At 70.0% G+C, this 14,432-nt stretch carries 12 protein-coding genes; 7 read left to right on the top strand and 5 right to left on the bottom strand.

Going from position 1 to position 14,432, the window contains the following annotated elements; genetic code table 11:
• Nucleotides 1–520: 520 nt before the first annotated feature.
• The gene (locus tag ACYVHU_RS14430) at nt 521–1,741 is read right to left on the bottom strand and encodes a PucR family transcriptional regulator (protein ID WP_498948755.1); all 1,221 of its coding nucleotides are present in this window, start codon (nt 1,739–1,741) and stop codon (nt 521–523) included.
• A 504-nt stretch (nt 1,742–2,245) separates the two neighbouring features.
• On the opposite strand from ACYVHU_RS14430, the gene ACYVHU_RS14435 reads away from it, so the two are divergent.
• From ACYVHU_RS14435 to ACYVHU_RS14445, 3 genes are all read left to right on the top strand, one after another.
• Nucleotides 2,246–2,881, top strand: a complete 636-nt coding sequence (locus ACYVHU_RS14435) for a DUF6230 family protein (protein WP_078762047.1) — start codon at nt 2,246–2,248, stop codon at nt 2,879–2,881.
• 75 nt (nt 2,882–2,956) lie between these two features.
• Nucleotides 2,957–3,472 (top strand): DUF6114 domain-containing protein, encoded by a 516-nt coding sequence (locus tag ACYVHU_RS14440; RefSeq protein ID WP_200813634.1) that lies wholly within the window; start codon nt 2,957–2,959, stop codon nt 3,470–3,472.
• 150 nt (nt 3,473–3,622) lie between these two features.
• Complete coding sequence (locus ACYVHU_RS14445; protein ID WP_235000970.1) at nt 3,623–4,327, top strand: hypothetical protein; 705 nt, start codon at nt 3,623–3,625, stop codon at nt 4,325–4,327.
• Nucleotides 4,328–4,465: 138 nt separating this feature from the next.
• Here ACYVHU_RS14445 and ACYVHU_RS14450 read toward each other — a convergent pair whose 3' ends face one another.
• Together ACYVHU_RS14450 and ACYVHU_RS14455 are read right to left on the bottom strand one after the other, a co-directional pair.
• A complete protein-coding gene (locus tag ACYVHU_RS14450; protein WP_498948757.1) occupies nt 4,466–5,650 on the bottom strand; it encodes an aminotransferase-like domain-containing protein in 1,185 nt (394 codons plus the stop codon).
• Nucleotides 5,651–5,853: 203 nt separating this feature from the next.
• Complete coding sequence (locus ACYVHU_RS14455; RefSeq protein ID WP_498948759.1) at nt 5,854–7,194, bottom strand: aminotransferase-like domain-containing protein; 1,341 nt, start codon at nt 7,192–7,194, stop codon at nt 5,854–5,856.
• Nucleotides 7,195–7,341: 147 nt separating this feature from the next.
• On the opposite strand from ACYVHU_RS14455, the gene ACYVHU_RS14460 reads away from it, so the two are divergent.
• Nucleotides 7,342–7,989 carry a LysE family translocator gene (locus ACYVHU_RS14460; RefSeq protein ID WP_498948760.1) on the top strand — a complete coding sequence of 216 codons (648 nt, stop codon included), beginning with the start codon at nt 7,342–7,344 and terminating at the stop codon, nt 7,987–7,989.
• Nucleotides 7,990–8,087: 98 nt separating this feature from the next.
• The gene (locus tag ACYVHU_RS14465) at nt 8,088–8,693 is read left to right on the top strand and encodes a response regulator transcription factor (protein ID WP_078762043.1); all 606 of its coding nucleotides are present in this window, start codon (nt 8,088–8,090) and stop codon (nt 8,691–8,693) included.
• Between the two features lie 9 nt (nt 8,694–8,702).
• Here the strand turns inward: ACYVHU_RS14465 and ACYVHU_RS14470 are convergent, their stop codons facing one another.
• A complete protein-coding gene (locus ACYVHU_RS14470; RefSeq protein WP_498948763.1) occupies nt 8,703–10,445 on the bottom strand; it encodes a sensor histidine kinase in 1,743 nt (580 codons plus the stop codon).
• A gap of 610 nt (nt 10,446–11,055) precedes the next feature.
• Between ACYVHU_RS14470 and ACYVHU_RS14475 the strand changes: the two genes are divergently transcribed.
• Nucleotides 11,056–11,997, top strand: a complete 942-nt coding sequence (locus ACYVHU_RS14475) for a CPBP family intramembrane glutamic endopeptidase (protein ID WP_078762041.1) — start codon at nt 11,056–11,058, stop codon at nt 11,995–11,997.
• A 768-nt stretch (nt 11,998–12,765) separates the two neighbouring features.
• On the opposite strand, the gene ACYVHU_RS14480 is transcribed toward ACYVHU_RS14475, so the two are convergent.
• Entirely contained in the window at nt 12,766–13,233 is a 468-nt protein-coding gene (locus ACYVHU_RS14480; protein WP_498948765.1) for an NUDIX hydrolase, read from the bottom strand.
• A gap of 18 nt (nt 13,234–13,251) precedes the next feature.
• Between ACYVHU_RS14480 and ACYVHU_RS14485 the strand changes: the two genes are divergently transcribed.
• Entirely contained in the window at nt 13,252–14,031 is a 780-nt protein-coding gene (locus ACYVHU_RS14485) for a GntR family transcriptional regulator (RefSeq protein WP_432937791.1), read from the top strand.
• Nucleotides 14,032–14,432 lie beyond the last annotated feature (401 nt).

Here is a 14,432-nt window from a genome sequence, read left to right on the forward strand (position 1 = left end):
AACAACCGCATCCTCGCCTACAAGCCCGAACCCTCGTCCGACGCTCTTCCGCAGAGGCGGTGCTTCCGCTTTGTTGTGTTCCCACTTTATCAGGTGTTCCGTCCGGCGTCGAATCGGCGCTTTCCGGTGTTTCCCTGATGAAACCGGGAATCGGTTCGCGTTTTCCGGAGTGTGTCCGGGTCCCGCGTTCCGTTGTGTCTTCACTTTATCAGGGCGTTCCGACCCCGCCAAACCGGCGATTTCCGAACTTCCTGAACATCGACACGAATTGCCCACAACGAGTCATGGACATGACAATGATGCCATGACACGAAAGTGGTCACTGCCGTTTCGATGCTCGGGCACGTCCATCAGAAGATGTCCGTTACGCCCGAAGAAGACCGCCGCCCCGAGGAGGCTCAGAACCTGCCCCGTTTCAGGCGACTCGAAGAACTATAGTCAGCGTTTCGCGGAGTACCAACTCGATCAAGGGTGATCCGCGCCACCAGCTCGGAGGCGTCCCGGAACACCGTCCCGGCCCTCACCTCCCGTCCCCCTCGAGCTCACGCAACCGGCGGGCCCGCAGCACCATCTCCAGCTCGAAGCGGACCTGCGGATCCCGCAGTCGATCGCCGAAGAGCCGTTCGACGTGGTTCATCCGGTAACGGACCGTCTGTGGGTGCACGCCCAGCATCGCCGCGGTCTCCGGAGCGCCGCCTCCCCTGGTGACCAACCAGGCGAGGAGGGTCTCGGCGAGCTTCGCCGCGCGCTTCTCTGCAAGCCCCTCGAAAGGCCCGAGACTGCGTTCGCCGAGACGGGCCAGCAGGCGTTCGTCCTGGAAGAGGAGCAGGACCAGCAGGTGATCGTCACAGGAGAGCAGCCCCTCCCCGGGAAGAATGCCGCGTTCCCTCAGGTTCAGGCCCTGCTTGGCCCAGCGGAACGACAGGGACGCCTCATGGAGGTCCACCACCGGACCGATCACGGTCGGCTCCTCGCCGAGGACGTCCTCGATGGCCCGCCGGTCCTGCTCCGTCACCGGAGCCGGGACGAGGAGACACGGGTCGGGGCGGTCCGTGTCCAACAGATGGTCGGCGTCCATCCGTAACCGCCTGGTGGGGGAGACCTCGACCCCGGAACGCAGCGCGACGCAGGCGACCTGGTCGGGGAGGCGCCAGCCGGCGAGCCGCGCAGCCATCTCCATGCTCTCCCGGTCCGCCGCGGGTTCGGCGAGGAGAAGGGTGAGGAGACGGCGCCGGAAGTGTTCGCGCGCCCCCGCGGACCTGGCCTGCGCCTCGGCGTAACCGGCCAGGGACTCCGCCGCGATTCCGTCCAGGTAGGCGAAGACGGCCTCGGCGAGCAGGGCGAGGACCGCGGCCGACTGGCCGGCCCGCTCCGCGCGGCGGGCCAGGCGACGCCAGGCGATGCGGGTGCCGAGCCGGTAGGCGCTGTGGAGGGCGTCGAGGCTCCGCCCCTCGCGGAACTCGTTGCGGCCCAGCCTGCGGTAGATCCGTTCTCCGTTGACCTGGGTCTGGGAGGGACCGCGGACCAGGTCCAGGAAGTGGTGGAGGGCCCGTTCGACGCCGAGGCGGACGGTGCGCCCGTACACGTCGTTCAAAGGACGCGCGAATTCCGGTATCCCGGCGAGGATCGCCTGGACGATCTCCTCGGCGAGGACCTCCACCTCGGGTTCGAGGATGTCGGCGAGCTCGGCCGGGAGTTCCTCCCAGGGGCGGCTACTGGGCTCGGTGTCGCGAAACCGCACACGTCCTCCCGGCCTCGGGCAGTCTGACGAGTCCGTTCCGTCGCGCCCCGAACCGGCCCCTGCAACGTACGGTGACCCATCCACACTGTCAACGGTCCGCTCGCCCCTCTCGCGCGCCCGCTCACCGGAGACGGCGACACCCCGCGAACCTCCGCTCGACCGGGCGCGTCTTTGTCACCCGCGTGACAAAGCGCCCCTCAGGCGGACACGAAAGCGCCGGCGAACGGCCGCTTCCACATCGCGCCCGTACCGCTCCTCCTCCACCGTCCTCGCAGGTGGGAAGGGGAAAGGGAATGTTCCGGCGAGGGGTCTGCGAGTTTGTTCCCGCCGCCGGAAAAACAGCGTGAAACGCCCTTGAAACACCATGGCGTGCCATTACATGATTACCCCACTCACACATGGACGTGTCACAGATCACTTTCGGAAACGGAAACGATCCACCGCACTCACCGGCGCCGGGGGACGGACGAGCGCGGCGGCACGCCTCCGAGGAAGGAATCATCCATGGTCGAAGAACCCCTGGATCAGGAGGAGCAGGAGCGGGAGGGCAGCCACACCAGCTGGCGGCGCTTCGCCCTGCTGACCGCTCCCGCAGCCCTCGGCGCCGGAGCCCTGGTGTTCGCGATCGCCAACGGGGCGATCGCCGCCTCCTTCGCGGTCTCCGGACAGCAGTTCAAGATCTCGGCCGACGAGATGAACGGCGAGGGCGTCGCCATCTACGGCTCCCTTGACCAAAGCGTTCGCGGTGACGTCCACCCGGTCGCCGTCGCGGCGATCCGCGAGGCCGAGATCACCTCGCTGTGCCAATCGGTGATCACCGAGTTCCCGATCCTCGGGAAGGTCTCCCTCAAGCTCTCCGCCGGCACCGACGGCACCCCCGTCGAAGCGTCGAATCTCTTCATCGACATGACCCAGATGGCGGGCGACACCGAGTTCTCCAACCTGGAGATCGGCCGTGACGCCTCGACCCTGGACAAGGGGCCCAGCGGTGGACAGGGCGTGCAGGACCTGTTCGGCATGCAGGGCGACACCATCTCGGTGCGCGGCCTGGAGCAGACCGCGTGGGCCGCGAACGCCGGCTCCTTCCGGCTCTCCGGTCTACACCTGGCGGTGGCGCGCGGCGACGCCGAGTGCTTCTGACCCGTCCGCGCGCCACCTCCCGGCGCGCGGACGCCTCCAGCGCGGGTGATGTCGACGAGAGAGGAAGAAGAAGCGATGGCCAGGCGGTCTTCCGGGAAGCAGCGCGGCCCCTCGTCCCGGCCGGGGCCGCGACGCCGGTTCCGCGCGTGGCGGCGACGACGCCCGTTCTGGGGCGGCCTGCTGACGATGCTGGCCGGCGCGGAGATCTGCGTCCTTCCCCTGGCCCCGGTGTCCGTCATGATCGCCCAGGGCATCGCCGGCGTCCCCTCGGTGCTCATGGGGGTCTTCCTCATCGCCCTCGGCATGATCACGTGGGCGTCCCCGCAACAGCACACCATCACCGGTGTCCTCACCACCCTGATCGGGCTGGGGGCGCTGGTGATGTCGAATCTCGGTGGGTTCGTCATCGGCAGCCTCCTCGCCTTCGTCGGCGGGGGCCTGATGTTCGCCTGGCGTCCCACCGCGCGCCCCCGAAGCAGCCGGCGCGGCCGGCGCTCGGCGCGGCGCTCCCAGGACGGCGGCGGGCCTCCCGCTCCCGCCGCCCCGGGGAGCGGCCCCACGGCTGAGGAAGCCCTGGACCGCCCCCACTGACCGATCGGTGATCCCGCCCCCGGCTCGTGTGTCATGCCGGTTCCCCGGTGTGCGCATTAACCCGGTGACCCGTCCGTACGGACGTCCGCGACGGTGGCCCCGTCCACGGACCGATCGGTGCTCTTTCCCGGTAGGAAGAAGGAGATCAGCGTGCGAACCACCCGCTCTTCGACGTCCCGATCCGCCTGCCTCCCGTCCCTCCTGCTGCGCGGTGGCCTGACCGCCGTCGGCGCCGCCGCCGTCGTGGGCATGGCCGCGGCCCCCGCGCTGGCCGCGGGCTCCACCACCGTCGGTCCGGCCGGTGACTACTTCTCCGCCTCGCTCAGCAACTCCGCCACGCTGACGGTCGGCTCCGTGACCGTCACGTGCAGCGTCTCCCAGTCGGCGCCGTCGCAGCCCCTCGGCACGAACTCCGCCAACCAGGTCCCGACGGCCAACAGCAACCCGGCCGGGCCGGTCACCTCGACGATCAACGCGCCCACCTTCACCAACTGCCGGACCAACATGCCGTTGGTCAACGCGCAGGTCACCACGTCGGGAACGTGGGGGATCTCCGCGCAGCACGGTTCCCCGTCCACCGTGTCCTTCCAGATCCCGCAGGGCGGCCTGGAGGTCCAGACGAGCGGGCTCGCGTCCTGCCACGCCGTGACCGCTCCGGACGGCCCGGCGAGCGTGGCCGGCGACTGGACCAACGGGAACCCCGCCAGCACCCTGGTGTTCGCCGGCGACACGGTCCCGGTCGAGGTGACCGGCGGCTTCGGTTGCCCCACGGCGGCGACCCAGGGGTCGTTCTCCGCGACCTACCAGGTGCGCAACGTGAGCACGCCGAGCTCGCCCATCAACATCACCGCCTGATCCCGGCCCCGTCCCGAGGGCTCCGGCCTGCGCCGGGGCCCTCGTCCCAGGTCGACGGGTGGACATCTCCGCTCATCGCCGAATCGACATGTCCCCGCGTCGTCAAGGCGGCGAGTCGCCGAGTCCATCGGATCGCTCTCATCCCCGCAGGGCCCGGCCCAGGCGGTCCAGCCCCTCCTCGATCTCGGCCGGCCCGTAGGTGGTGAACGACAGGCGCAGGGTGGCACGGTCGGGGGAGTCCACGTAGAAGGGGTATCCAGGCACGAAGGCGACATCGTGCTCCAGGGCTCGATGCAGGAGCTCCCCCGTGTCGACGTCACCGGGCAGGCGCACCCAGACGAACATGCCGCCGTCGGGATCGCTCCACACGCTGCCCTCGGGCAGGGCCCGGGGGAGCGCGGCGAGCATCGCGTCACGCCGCGGCGCGTAGGCGGCGCGGATCCGCGCGACGTGGTCGTCGAGTCCCGTCTTGGCGAGGTAGGTGGCCGCCGCGGCCTGGACGACCGTCGAGGTGTGCAGGTCGGCCGCCTGCTTGGCGACGACGAGCGAACGACGCGGACCGGCGGGGGAGCGCAACCAGCCCAGGCGCATCCCCGGGGCCATGATCTTGGACAGGCTGCCGAGCAGGATCGTCCGGTCGGCCGCGGCGGGCTGCGCGGCGATGGGCGGCAGTGGTTCGCCGCGGTAGCGCAGCTCCCCGTAGGGGTCGTCCTCGACGATCCACAGACCGTGCCGGGCGGCGATCTCGGCGACGCGGCGGCGGCGCTCGCCGGGCAGCGTGCGGCCGGTGGGGTTGGAGAAGGTGGGAACGAGGTAGAGCAGGGACGGCCGCTCCCGGGCCACCGCGGCGTCGAGCGCGTCCGGGTCGATCCCGTCGGCGTCACCGGGGACCGGGACGACCCTGGCTCCGGCGAGCGTGAAGCACTGGATCGCGGCCAGGTAGGCCGGCTGTTCGACGAGGACCACGTCGCCGGGGTCGAGCAGGGCCGCGGCGACGAGGGAGAGTCCCTGTTGGGAGCCCGTGGTGACGAGGAGGTCGTCGGGGGCGGTGGGAAGGCCCGAGCCGGTGATCCGGGCGGCGAGCGCCGCGCGGAGATCGGGGTCGCCCTCGGTGGTGGAGTACTGGAGGACCTGTGCGGGCCGCGTGGTGAGCACGTGGTCGAACGCGGCGCGCAGCGCGTCGGCGTCGAACAGTTCGGGGGCGGGCAGGCCGCCGGCGAAGGAGATGACGCCGGGGCGGGCGGTGAGGGCGAGGATTTCACGGACGGGGGAGCTGCCGACGGCGCGGACGCGGGCCGAGGGCTGGGGACGGGGATCGCTCACGACAGACCACCTCACGTCGTCGACGGTGACCTCGACAGCGCCGAGGCCACCGTCGAGTCTAGACTCGCCATCCAATAAATGGACAGAAATCTCATGATTCGAGACAGCGGTGAGGGTCGCCGTAGAAGAGACCGCGCCCCCGGGGGACCGCCGGTCCCCTCCCGGCCCGCCCCCCGCACCCGGCGCGGCGGTCCGGCCCCGCCTCACCACTCGGAGACGAGCTCCTCCGGAGCGGTCCGGGCGATTCCGGCCAGCGTCGCCAGGGCGCGGGACAGCGCCTCCTCGGGCGGGGAGGCGAGCCCGATCCGAACGGCGTTGGGCGCCCGGCGCGGGTCGACCGCGAACGCCGCCGCCGGGGTCACACCGATCCCGTGCCGCGCGGCGGCGGCCACGAAGGTGTCGGCCCGCCACCCCTCGGACAGGTCCCACCAGCAGTAGTAGGAGCAGGGATCGTCCCGTACCGCGAAACCGTCGAGGCGTTCGGCGGCGATTCGATGCCTGCGGCCGACATCGCGCCGCTTGGCCTCGGCCACCGCGCGGACGACACCGTCGGTCAGCCAACGGGTCGCCGCCTCCAGGGCGAAGCGCATCGGCATTCCCCCTCCCGCGCGCAAGGCCGCGGCCACCTCCGGCACCAGGGGTTCGGGGACCGCCATGAAACCGACGCCGAGGCCGGGCGCGACGCGCTTGGAGAGACTGTCCACGAAGATCGTCCGCTCCGGGGCGAAGGACGCCAAAGGCGGGACGGTGTCGCGCAGGAAGGTCCACACGCCGTCCTCGATCGCGTTGACCCCCAGGCGGGAGAGGAGACCGGCGAGCTCGATCCGGCGCCGTTCGGTCATGGAGAGCGACAGGGGGTTGTGCAGGGTCGGTTGCAGGTAGACCGCCGACAGCGGGGCGACGCGCGCGGCCTCCTCGACCGCCTCGGGGATCATCCCCTCCTCGTCGAGCGGGATGGCGACGACGGTGACCCCGAGTCGGGCCGCGATCGCCCTGACCGCCGGATAGGTGAGCTCCTCGACGCCCAGCCGGGCTCCCGGCCGGACGAGCGCCGAGACCGCCGCGGAGACGGCCTGACGTCCGTTGGCGGCGAACAGGATCCGGGCGGGATCCGGCCGCCACCCGGGGCGGGACAGCAGGTCGGCGAAGAGCGCTCTGGCGGGCGCCGTCCCCGACGTGCCGACCGGACGCATGGCCTCGTCCAAGACGTCGGGGCGCAAGAGGGGGGAGATCCCCTCCGCGAGGAGGCCGGCCTGCCCGGGGACGACCGGATGGTTCAGCTCCAGGTCGATCTTCCCGTCGGAGGGCTCGGCCAGCGCGGGCCCGGGCCTCGGGGTGGAGGCGCGCACGAAGGTCCCCCGGCCCACCTCGCCCAGCGTCAATCCCCGCCGGGACAGCTCCGCGTAGACCCGGGCGGCGGTGGAGTTGGCGATACCGCGCTGCCGGGCGAAGGCGCGTTGCGTCGGCAACCGGTCCCCCGGCCGCAGGCGTCCCGACACGATCCGCCCGGCGATCTCGTCGGCCACCCGGCGATAGTCATCCATTCGCGTCCTCCATTCGGTAACCCGAAAGAAGAAAAACACGACATTGCACCGAGAACAATTCTTCATATTGCACTCGACAAAAGAACACGGCTAACTTCGTGTCGAGGTCGACGGCCTCGGAATCCCCCGCGGAGAAGAGGTCCGGAATTGGCCGAGCAGAGCGCGGTCGTCGGTGTCGTCTCGATCGCCCTGGGGATGGTGCTGTCCCCCGGACCCAACATGATGCACCTGGTGTCGCGCAGCGTCGGCCAGGGGCGTCGCGCGGGCCTCGTCTCGCTGGCCGGGGTGGCGGTGGGCTTCCTGGTCTACCTGGTGGGCGCCAATCTCGGTCTGGCGGTCCTGTTCACCGCGCTCCCCGAACTGCTCACCGCGATCAAGGTGGCCGGTGCCCTCTACCTGCTGTGGCTCGCCTGGACGACCATCCGGCCCGGAAGTGTATCGGTGTTCGCCGTGCGCGACGTCCCCGCGGATCCGCCGCGCCGGTTGTTCACCATGGGCCTGATGACGAATCTCCTCAATCCGAAAATCGCCATCCTGTATATCTCGATCATTCCGCAATTCATCAACCTGGAGTCGGGTGGCATCCTGGTCCAGGGACTCGTGCTGGGAGGTCTCCAGATCCTGGTGGCCGTCTCGGTGAACCTGGCCATCGTGGTGGCCGCCGGGGCGATCGCCGGGCTCGTGACCGGCCGGCCCACCTGGCTGCTGGTGCAACGGGTCGCCATGGGCGCCCTCCTGGGAGTCCTGGCGATCTCACTCGTCCTGAGCGACGTCAAGATCGCCGCGGTCGGCTGACCCATCGCCGCCGGACGGCGCCGCTCGGCTCCGGCCGCCGCGGTCCCGGGACACGGCAATACCATGACGTGTCCGTGGGCGAGGCGAGGGGACGTGGCGTGATCAGGGTTGTGCTGGCCGAGGACATGCATCTGATCCGGGGCGCGCTGGTGGCGTTGCTGGACATGGAACCCGACGTCGAGGTGGTCGCGGACGTGTCCTCGGGGGAGGCCGTCATGCCCGCCGTCCTCGAACACCGCCCCGACGTCGCCGTCCTCGACGTCCAGATGCCGGGCATCGACGGCCTCCAGGCCGCCTCGATGATCGCCGAGCAGGCCCCCGAGTGCCGTACCTTGATCCTCACCCAGAACGGACGTCCAGACGTGCTGCGCAGGGCGCTGTCCGCCAAGGCCCTGGGCTTCATGCTGAAGGACGCGCCCCCCGCCGAGCTGGCCGGCGCGATCCGGCGGGTCGCGGCCGGTGAACGGGTGATCGACCCGGACCTCGCCACCGCCACCATCGAGGCCCGCGCGAACCCGTTGACGGACAGGGAGGTGGAGGTACTGCGCCTGGCCGGCGAGGGCGACGAACCAGGCGAGATCGCCGCGCGGCTCCACCTGGCCAAGGGGACGGTGCGCAACTACCTCGGGACGATCGTCACCAAGCTCGGTGCGCGCAACCGCCTGGACGCCGTACGCATCGCGACCGAGGCCGGATGGCTGTGATGCGCCGTCTCACCCGCCCGTCCGCGCCGGAGCGGGGGCGCCGCAGCCCGTCCCCCGAGGCGCCGGGTGGGTCACGACGAGCTCGTATCCGCCATCGCCGATAGGCCCACTGGTGAGTTCACCTCCCGTCACCGCCACCCGCGCCGCGAGGTTGATGATGCCGTTGCCGCCGCCCCGGCTGGTCCGCTCGTCGCCGTAGTCGCCGGCCGGATCGGGCAGGACACCATCGTTGGCCACGCGCAGGCGGACCTGGTCGGCGGCGGAGACGACCTGGACGGTGACGACGCCGGCCCGGCTGTGCCGCAGGACGTTGGTGACCGCTTCGCGGAGCACGGTGGCCAGCAGCGCGTCGAGCCGATCGTCGAGCGGGCCGGGGTCGATGTCGAGTCGCACGTCGACGCCCGCGGCGGTGAGGATGTCGTGGGCCGAGGCGATCTCCGCGCCCAGCGAGATCTCCGAGTCGCCGTGGGGGATGGAGCGGAGGTCGGCGAGGGCCCTACGGGCCATCCGCGCGATGTCCCGGAACTCCGTGTCCGCGCGTTCGGGGGCGCGGGCGGCGAGTTCGGCCTTGACGGTGATGGCGGACAGGCCGTAGCCGAGCAGGTCGTGGACGTCGGCCGCGATGCGGCGGCGCTCCTTGGCCACGGCGATCGCCGCGAGCGCCGACCGGGCCTCGTGCACCTGGGTGACGAGCCGGGTGAGCAGCGCGAGACCGTAGAACATCATCGCGACCGACACGGTGGCGACCGTCGACACCAGGACGACGATGAGGGGGACGGACTTCGCCACGAGGACGACCACCGCCTCGCCCACGACGATGGCGGCGAACAGGGTCCACGATGCCCCGCGGCCGGGAACCGTGATCAGCGCCGACGCCGCCGCGAGACTGACCAGGCTGTGGACGAGCTCGAACTCGGGACGGAACAGGGGAACGAACGCCAACACCGTCTGGAGGGGGAGCGTCCAGACGAGGTGCCGGGGCCGCGCACCAGGACGGTGGGAGAGCACGTGGTGGATCTGTAGCCCCACGACGGACAGCACGATGGCGCACCCGACCACGGTGGACGGCTCCGGGTCGGCCAGGGTGAAGACCAGGCTGCCGACCACGTAGATGGCCAGTCCGCTGAGCGCGATGGGCAGCGCGAGACGCGGCGTCATATCGGCCTGGGGAACCGTGTCCGGCCGGGACACGGGGGCCTGCCGGACCCGCGCGGCGGCATCCCGGGTCAGCTCCAGGATCTCGGCCGGGCGCCTCTTATCGGCCAGCCCGATGACGGCCGACAGCGTCGAGCCGAGAATGCCGTCCAGGTCCCGGGAGATCCGTTCGCGTTCGTCGGCCACGGACTGGGCGGCCAGCTCCCTGCGAGCCGCGTGCAGTTCACTGCGCAGGTCGCTGAGCCGGGTGAGCCCGAAGACGACCAGTCCCATGATCAGCGTGTTCCCCGCCGCGCTCACCCCGGCGTAGAGATCGGCGCCCGACAGCAGACCGGCCGCGACGGCGACGGCGCCGAACACCGCCCAGCGGATGCGGCCCGGCACGATCAGCAGCACCGAGGCGGCCAGGAACGCCTTCGGCTCGCTCCATGGGAACAGCGCCGCCTGGGCCGCGAGCGTCCACCAGCTTCGCAACCGTCTCGTCTGCGGCAGACAGTGGACGAGCTGGAGCGCGAGGAACCCGAGTGTCGCCACGGTCGGCTGACTGAAGAACAGGGGAGTGGTCAACCCCACCAGCGTGATGATGAGGATCGTCACGGGGGCTCACCCTAGCGCTTCGACCCGTTATTTCAGCCGTTCGAACCAGGCGTCCGTTTCATGCATTCTGCACGGCCGATCAAGGTGTACGGCACTGGTCCGCGCCCCGCCCGAGCCGAGATCCTTACAGACGCGATCCGGCGGTCCACCCCATCGCGCCCCCTTCGCGCACGCGGGCGGCCGGCCGCTCTTCGGTCCGTACCCGGACGGGCTCCCGAGACCGCCGACGGAAACCGCCCCCGCCGTGCACCGTCGCGCGCGTGTCGGGGAACGCGCCCCCAGGCGAGAGAACGGAGCATCGGGTGACGACCGGACACACGTCGGACGTGGACCTCCCGGCCCCAGGCCACGACGTCACCACCCCGGCCGGCGGCGACCGGGCCACCCGCCCCCGTGGGCGGTGCGCCTCCGTGTGGTGACCGAGGTCTACGGCGAGGGAGCCGGCACCGTGACGCCCCGGTCGACCTGTCGACACGACGACCGGGGCGTCCACACCTCCACCGGAATCCATCCGCGTCCCTGCCCACCGCGGACCACCACGGCGGGGGCTCGCCCGGGCTCCCGGCGGTACCGACGCCGATTTCCCCTACTCGCAATTGAAGGACGCCCCATGACCAACCCCGTACCCCCCGGACAGGTGACCGGATGGCGCGGTCTCATCAAGCGCCGGCCGATGACGAGCTTCTTCACCCTGGCGATCGGCTTGAGCTGGATCGCCTGGATCCCCTACATCCTCTCCAACCACGGCCTGGGCCTGCTGGACTTCGAGCTCCCCGGACTGGCGTCGCAGCTCCTCCTGATGCTCCCCGGTGCCTACCTCGGCCCGATCTTCTCGGCCTTCCTCGTCACCGCCGTCGCCGACGGCCGGAAGGGGCTGCGACGTTGGACGGGGCGCCTGCTGAAGTGGCGGATGAACTGGCGCTGGTACGCGCTGGCCGTGCTGGGCGTTCCGGCGGCGCTCATCGTCTGTGCTCTCCCGTTCTCCGGCGGGGACGTCCGGGTACCGCCGCTCATGGTGCTCGCGGTCTACGTCCCCGGCCTCGTCCTGCAGTTCGTGACCACCGGCATCGCCGAGGAGCCGGGCTGGCGCGACTTCGCCCTGCCCCGGATGCAGCCCTACTTCGGGCCGCTACGCGGTACGGTCATCCTCGGTGTGATCTGGGGGATCTGGCACCTGCCGCTGTTCCTCACCGAGTGGGGCGGCTTCCCGCACGGGACGTGGGCCGACCCCATCAACTTCACCTTCTCGTGCGTCTTCATCAGCGTGGTGATGACCTGGGTCTTCAACCGGACCGGTGAGAGCCTGCCGATCGCGATCCTGTTGCACGCCAGCGTCAACAACTTCATGTCGATCGTCATGGGCTTCATGTTCCCCTCGATCGGTGCCACGCACGCCGACGGCACCAACGTCATCCTCCTCGCCTTCGGCCTGGCCTCCGCCGTGCTGCTCGTGGCGACCCGGGGCAGGCTCGGGTACAACCCGGAGGCCACGGCAGGGCCGGGGGAGCGCGGGCCGCGGGCCCAGGAGCCCGGGGCCGGCGTCCAGGCGTGAACCCACGGGGCCACCGGTCAGGGCCGGCGGTCCCGACCCCGGATCGAACACGGTCCCGGGTGGCGCTGCCGCCGGGGCGCGTTCGCGTCCAGAGCGCCGACACCGCCGGACGCCGAACGGTCATGTCGACAAGGCGATGACTGCACTTCGCTGCTGTACGCGAAAGGCCCACCGAGTCTTCGGTGGGCCTTCTCGCAGCTTATGAGGGTGGGCGTACCAGGACTTGAACCTGGGGCCTCATCCTTATCAGTTCGATCGGCCTCGACGGTGGAAGCGTCCCCACCTGGAGCGGGCGTCCGCTAACGGTCGTCTGCGTCCCCTCGTGTCCGATGGCGTTGCTGTCACCGTTGCTGTCATCTGATTCCCACTGACCTGGGCGACGTGCGGTAGGCGGCCAGCGACCACAGCGGCGGGACGTGCTCGCTCCTGCCTCAGCCCAGACTCCCCCCGACCACAGCGTTCGGCGACCGGGGTTCCGGTCCGAGGTGCTTGGCCGCGCTGAGGCCGGCAACCGAAGACAGACAGGGCCGCGCGACCGAGCGCCTCGGGATCCGAGCACGTCATCAGCCGAGTTCGTTCGAACGGCAACCGTTCGTCTTCGGGCCGCATCATGAGCCGATTAGTGTGGCCGTCGTCCGCGCTCGGGACCGGGCGGCAGCCCGCAGCCCGAGCGGCGGACAGCAAGCCGGAGCGACGGCGCGAAGCGCCGTCGCCTTGATCCCATACGGCTAGATTCGGCAGTCGATGCCGGAGGGGCGAGGTACCCAACTAACGTGCTGGTTGTAGGCGTTTGCCGTCGTGTGCGCGGACATGGGGCGCGTCGCCGTCCAAGGCGTCCAAGAGGCGGACCGAGTAGGCCTCTGTCATCCGTTCTTTCACCTCTTCGGGGGTGAGCCAGGCGACGGCGGTCGATTCCGAGGAGGGGTGTTCTTGGCCTCCGGCGGGTTGGCAGCGGAAGACTAGAGCGATGATTCCGCGGGTCATGTTCTTGTAGACGCCGGTGAGGCGGTCCACTTTCACCAGGACGCCGGTCTCCTCCTGCACCTCTCGGATGACACCGTCTTCGGGTGTCTCGCCCAGCTCCAGAACTCCGCCGGGCGGTTCCCACGTGCCGTTGTCCCGGCGACGTATGGCCAGTATCCGCCCGTCCTCGCGGATGACGGCTCCCGCCACTGACACCGAATGCAGCGGCGTTGACGGGGCGTCTCCGGTGCTGTTACCCATGTACAGGAGCATAGGAGGTACCCAAGGACTATGGCGAGCACAGTAGGGGCAAGGTCGGCGAAGCCGATGTACCTCCAGATCGCTGACGACATCGAGGAGCAGATCAAGACCGGCCATCTGGCTCCGGGCGAGGAGATTCCCAGTGAGGCTGCGCTGATGGAGCGTTACGGCGTCTCCTCGGGAACAGTCCGCAAGGCCGTCGCCGAATTGCGCACGGTTGGCCTGGTGGTGACCTACCAGGGCAAGGGCTCGTTCGTGAAGTCGCGCCCTCCGGTGACACGCAAGTCCTCGGATCGCTTCCGGCGTTCACACCGGCGGGCCGGCAAGGCCGCCTACATCGCGGAGACCGAACAGGCGGGAGTGAAGCCCACGGTCCAGGTGCTCTCGATCGGTCCGGTTCCCGTTCCGCGAGAGATCGCCGACCGCCTGGGCGTGGAGGAAGGCGCCAAGGTACTGGCCCGACGCCGCCTGTACTTCAGCGACGGAACCCCGACCGAGGAAGCGACATCGTATCTGCCGTGGGACGTGGCGCGGGACATCCCCGAACTGTTCGAGGAGAATCCGGGTGGCGGCGGTATCTATGCGCGGCTGGAGGACCACGGGCACGAGTTCGCGGAGTACATCGAGACCATTCGGGCGCGCATCGCGACCAAGCAGGAAGCGACCGCGCTGCGGTTGAGCCCCGGCTCTCCCGTCATCCACCTCACCCGCAACGCAGTGACCACGACAGGGCGCGTGGTGGAGGTCTGCGACACGATCATGGCGGCTGATCAGTTCGTGCTCGACTACCGGATTCCCGCGACGGACTAACCGTACGTTCTCTTCTCGTCTTCGCTCCAAGAGGATTGACTTGTGTACATAGGTAAGGCACTCTTGCCTACATGACTCATGTACATGAGTAAATGAGTTCGCCTCATGTTGATGAGTTGGCTTCTGAGTTTGCTGGTGTGGACGGTGCCTTCGGCCCCACGGTGAAGCGCACCACCACAGTCCCCCGAGGAGCAATTCCGTGTCTGCCTCCGCTCCGCAACAATGCCGGGCCTGCCGGGGTCGTGGCTGGAAGACCGTCCGCCCTCGAAGGCTGGTCGTCGTGCGTTCGTCCACCACACGCGAACCGGTGACGCGCGTCGTCTCCTGCTCCGTATGCCGGGGAAAGGGTGTGTGCCCGTGACGGGGGCGCCGGCCCTCCTCAGTCGTGACCGAGTACGGAC

Source organism: Marinactinospora endophytica, from assembly GCF_054780875.1.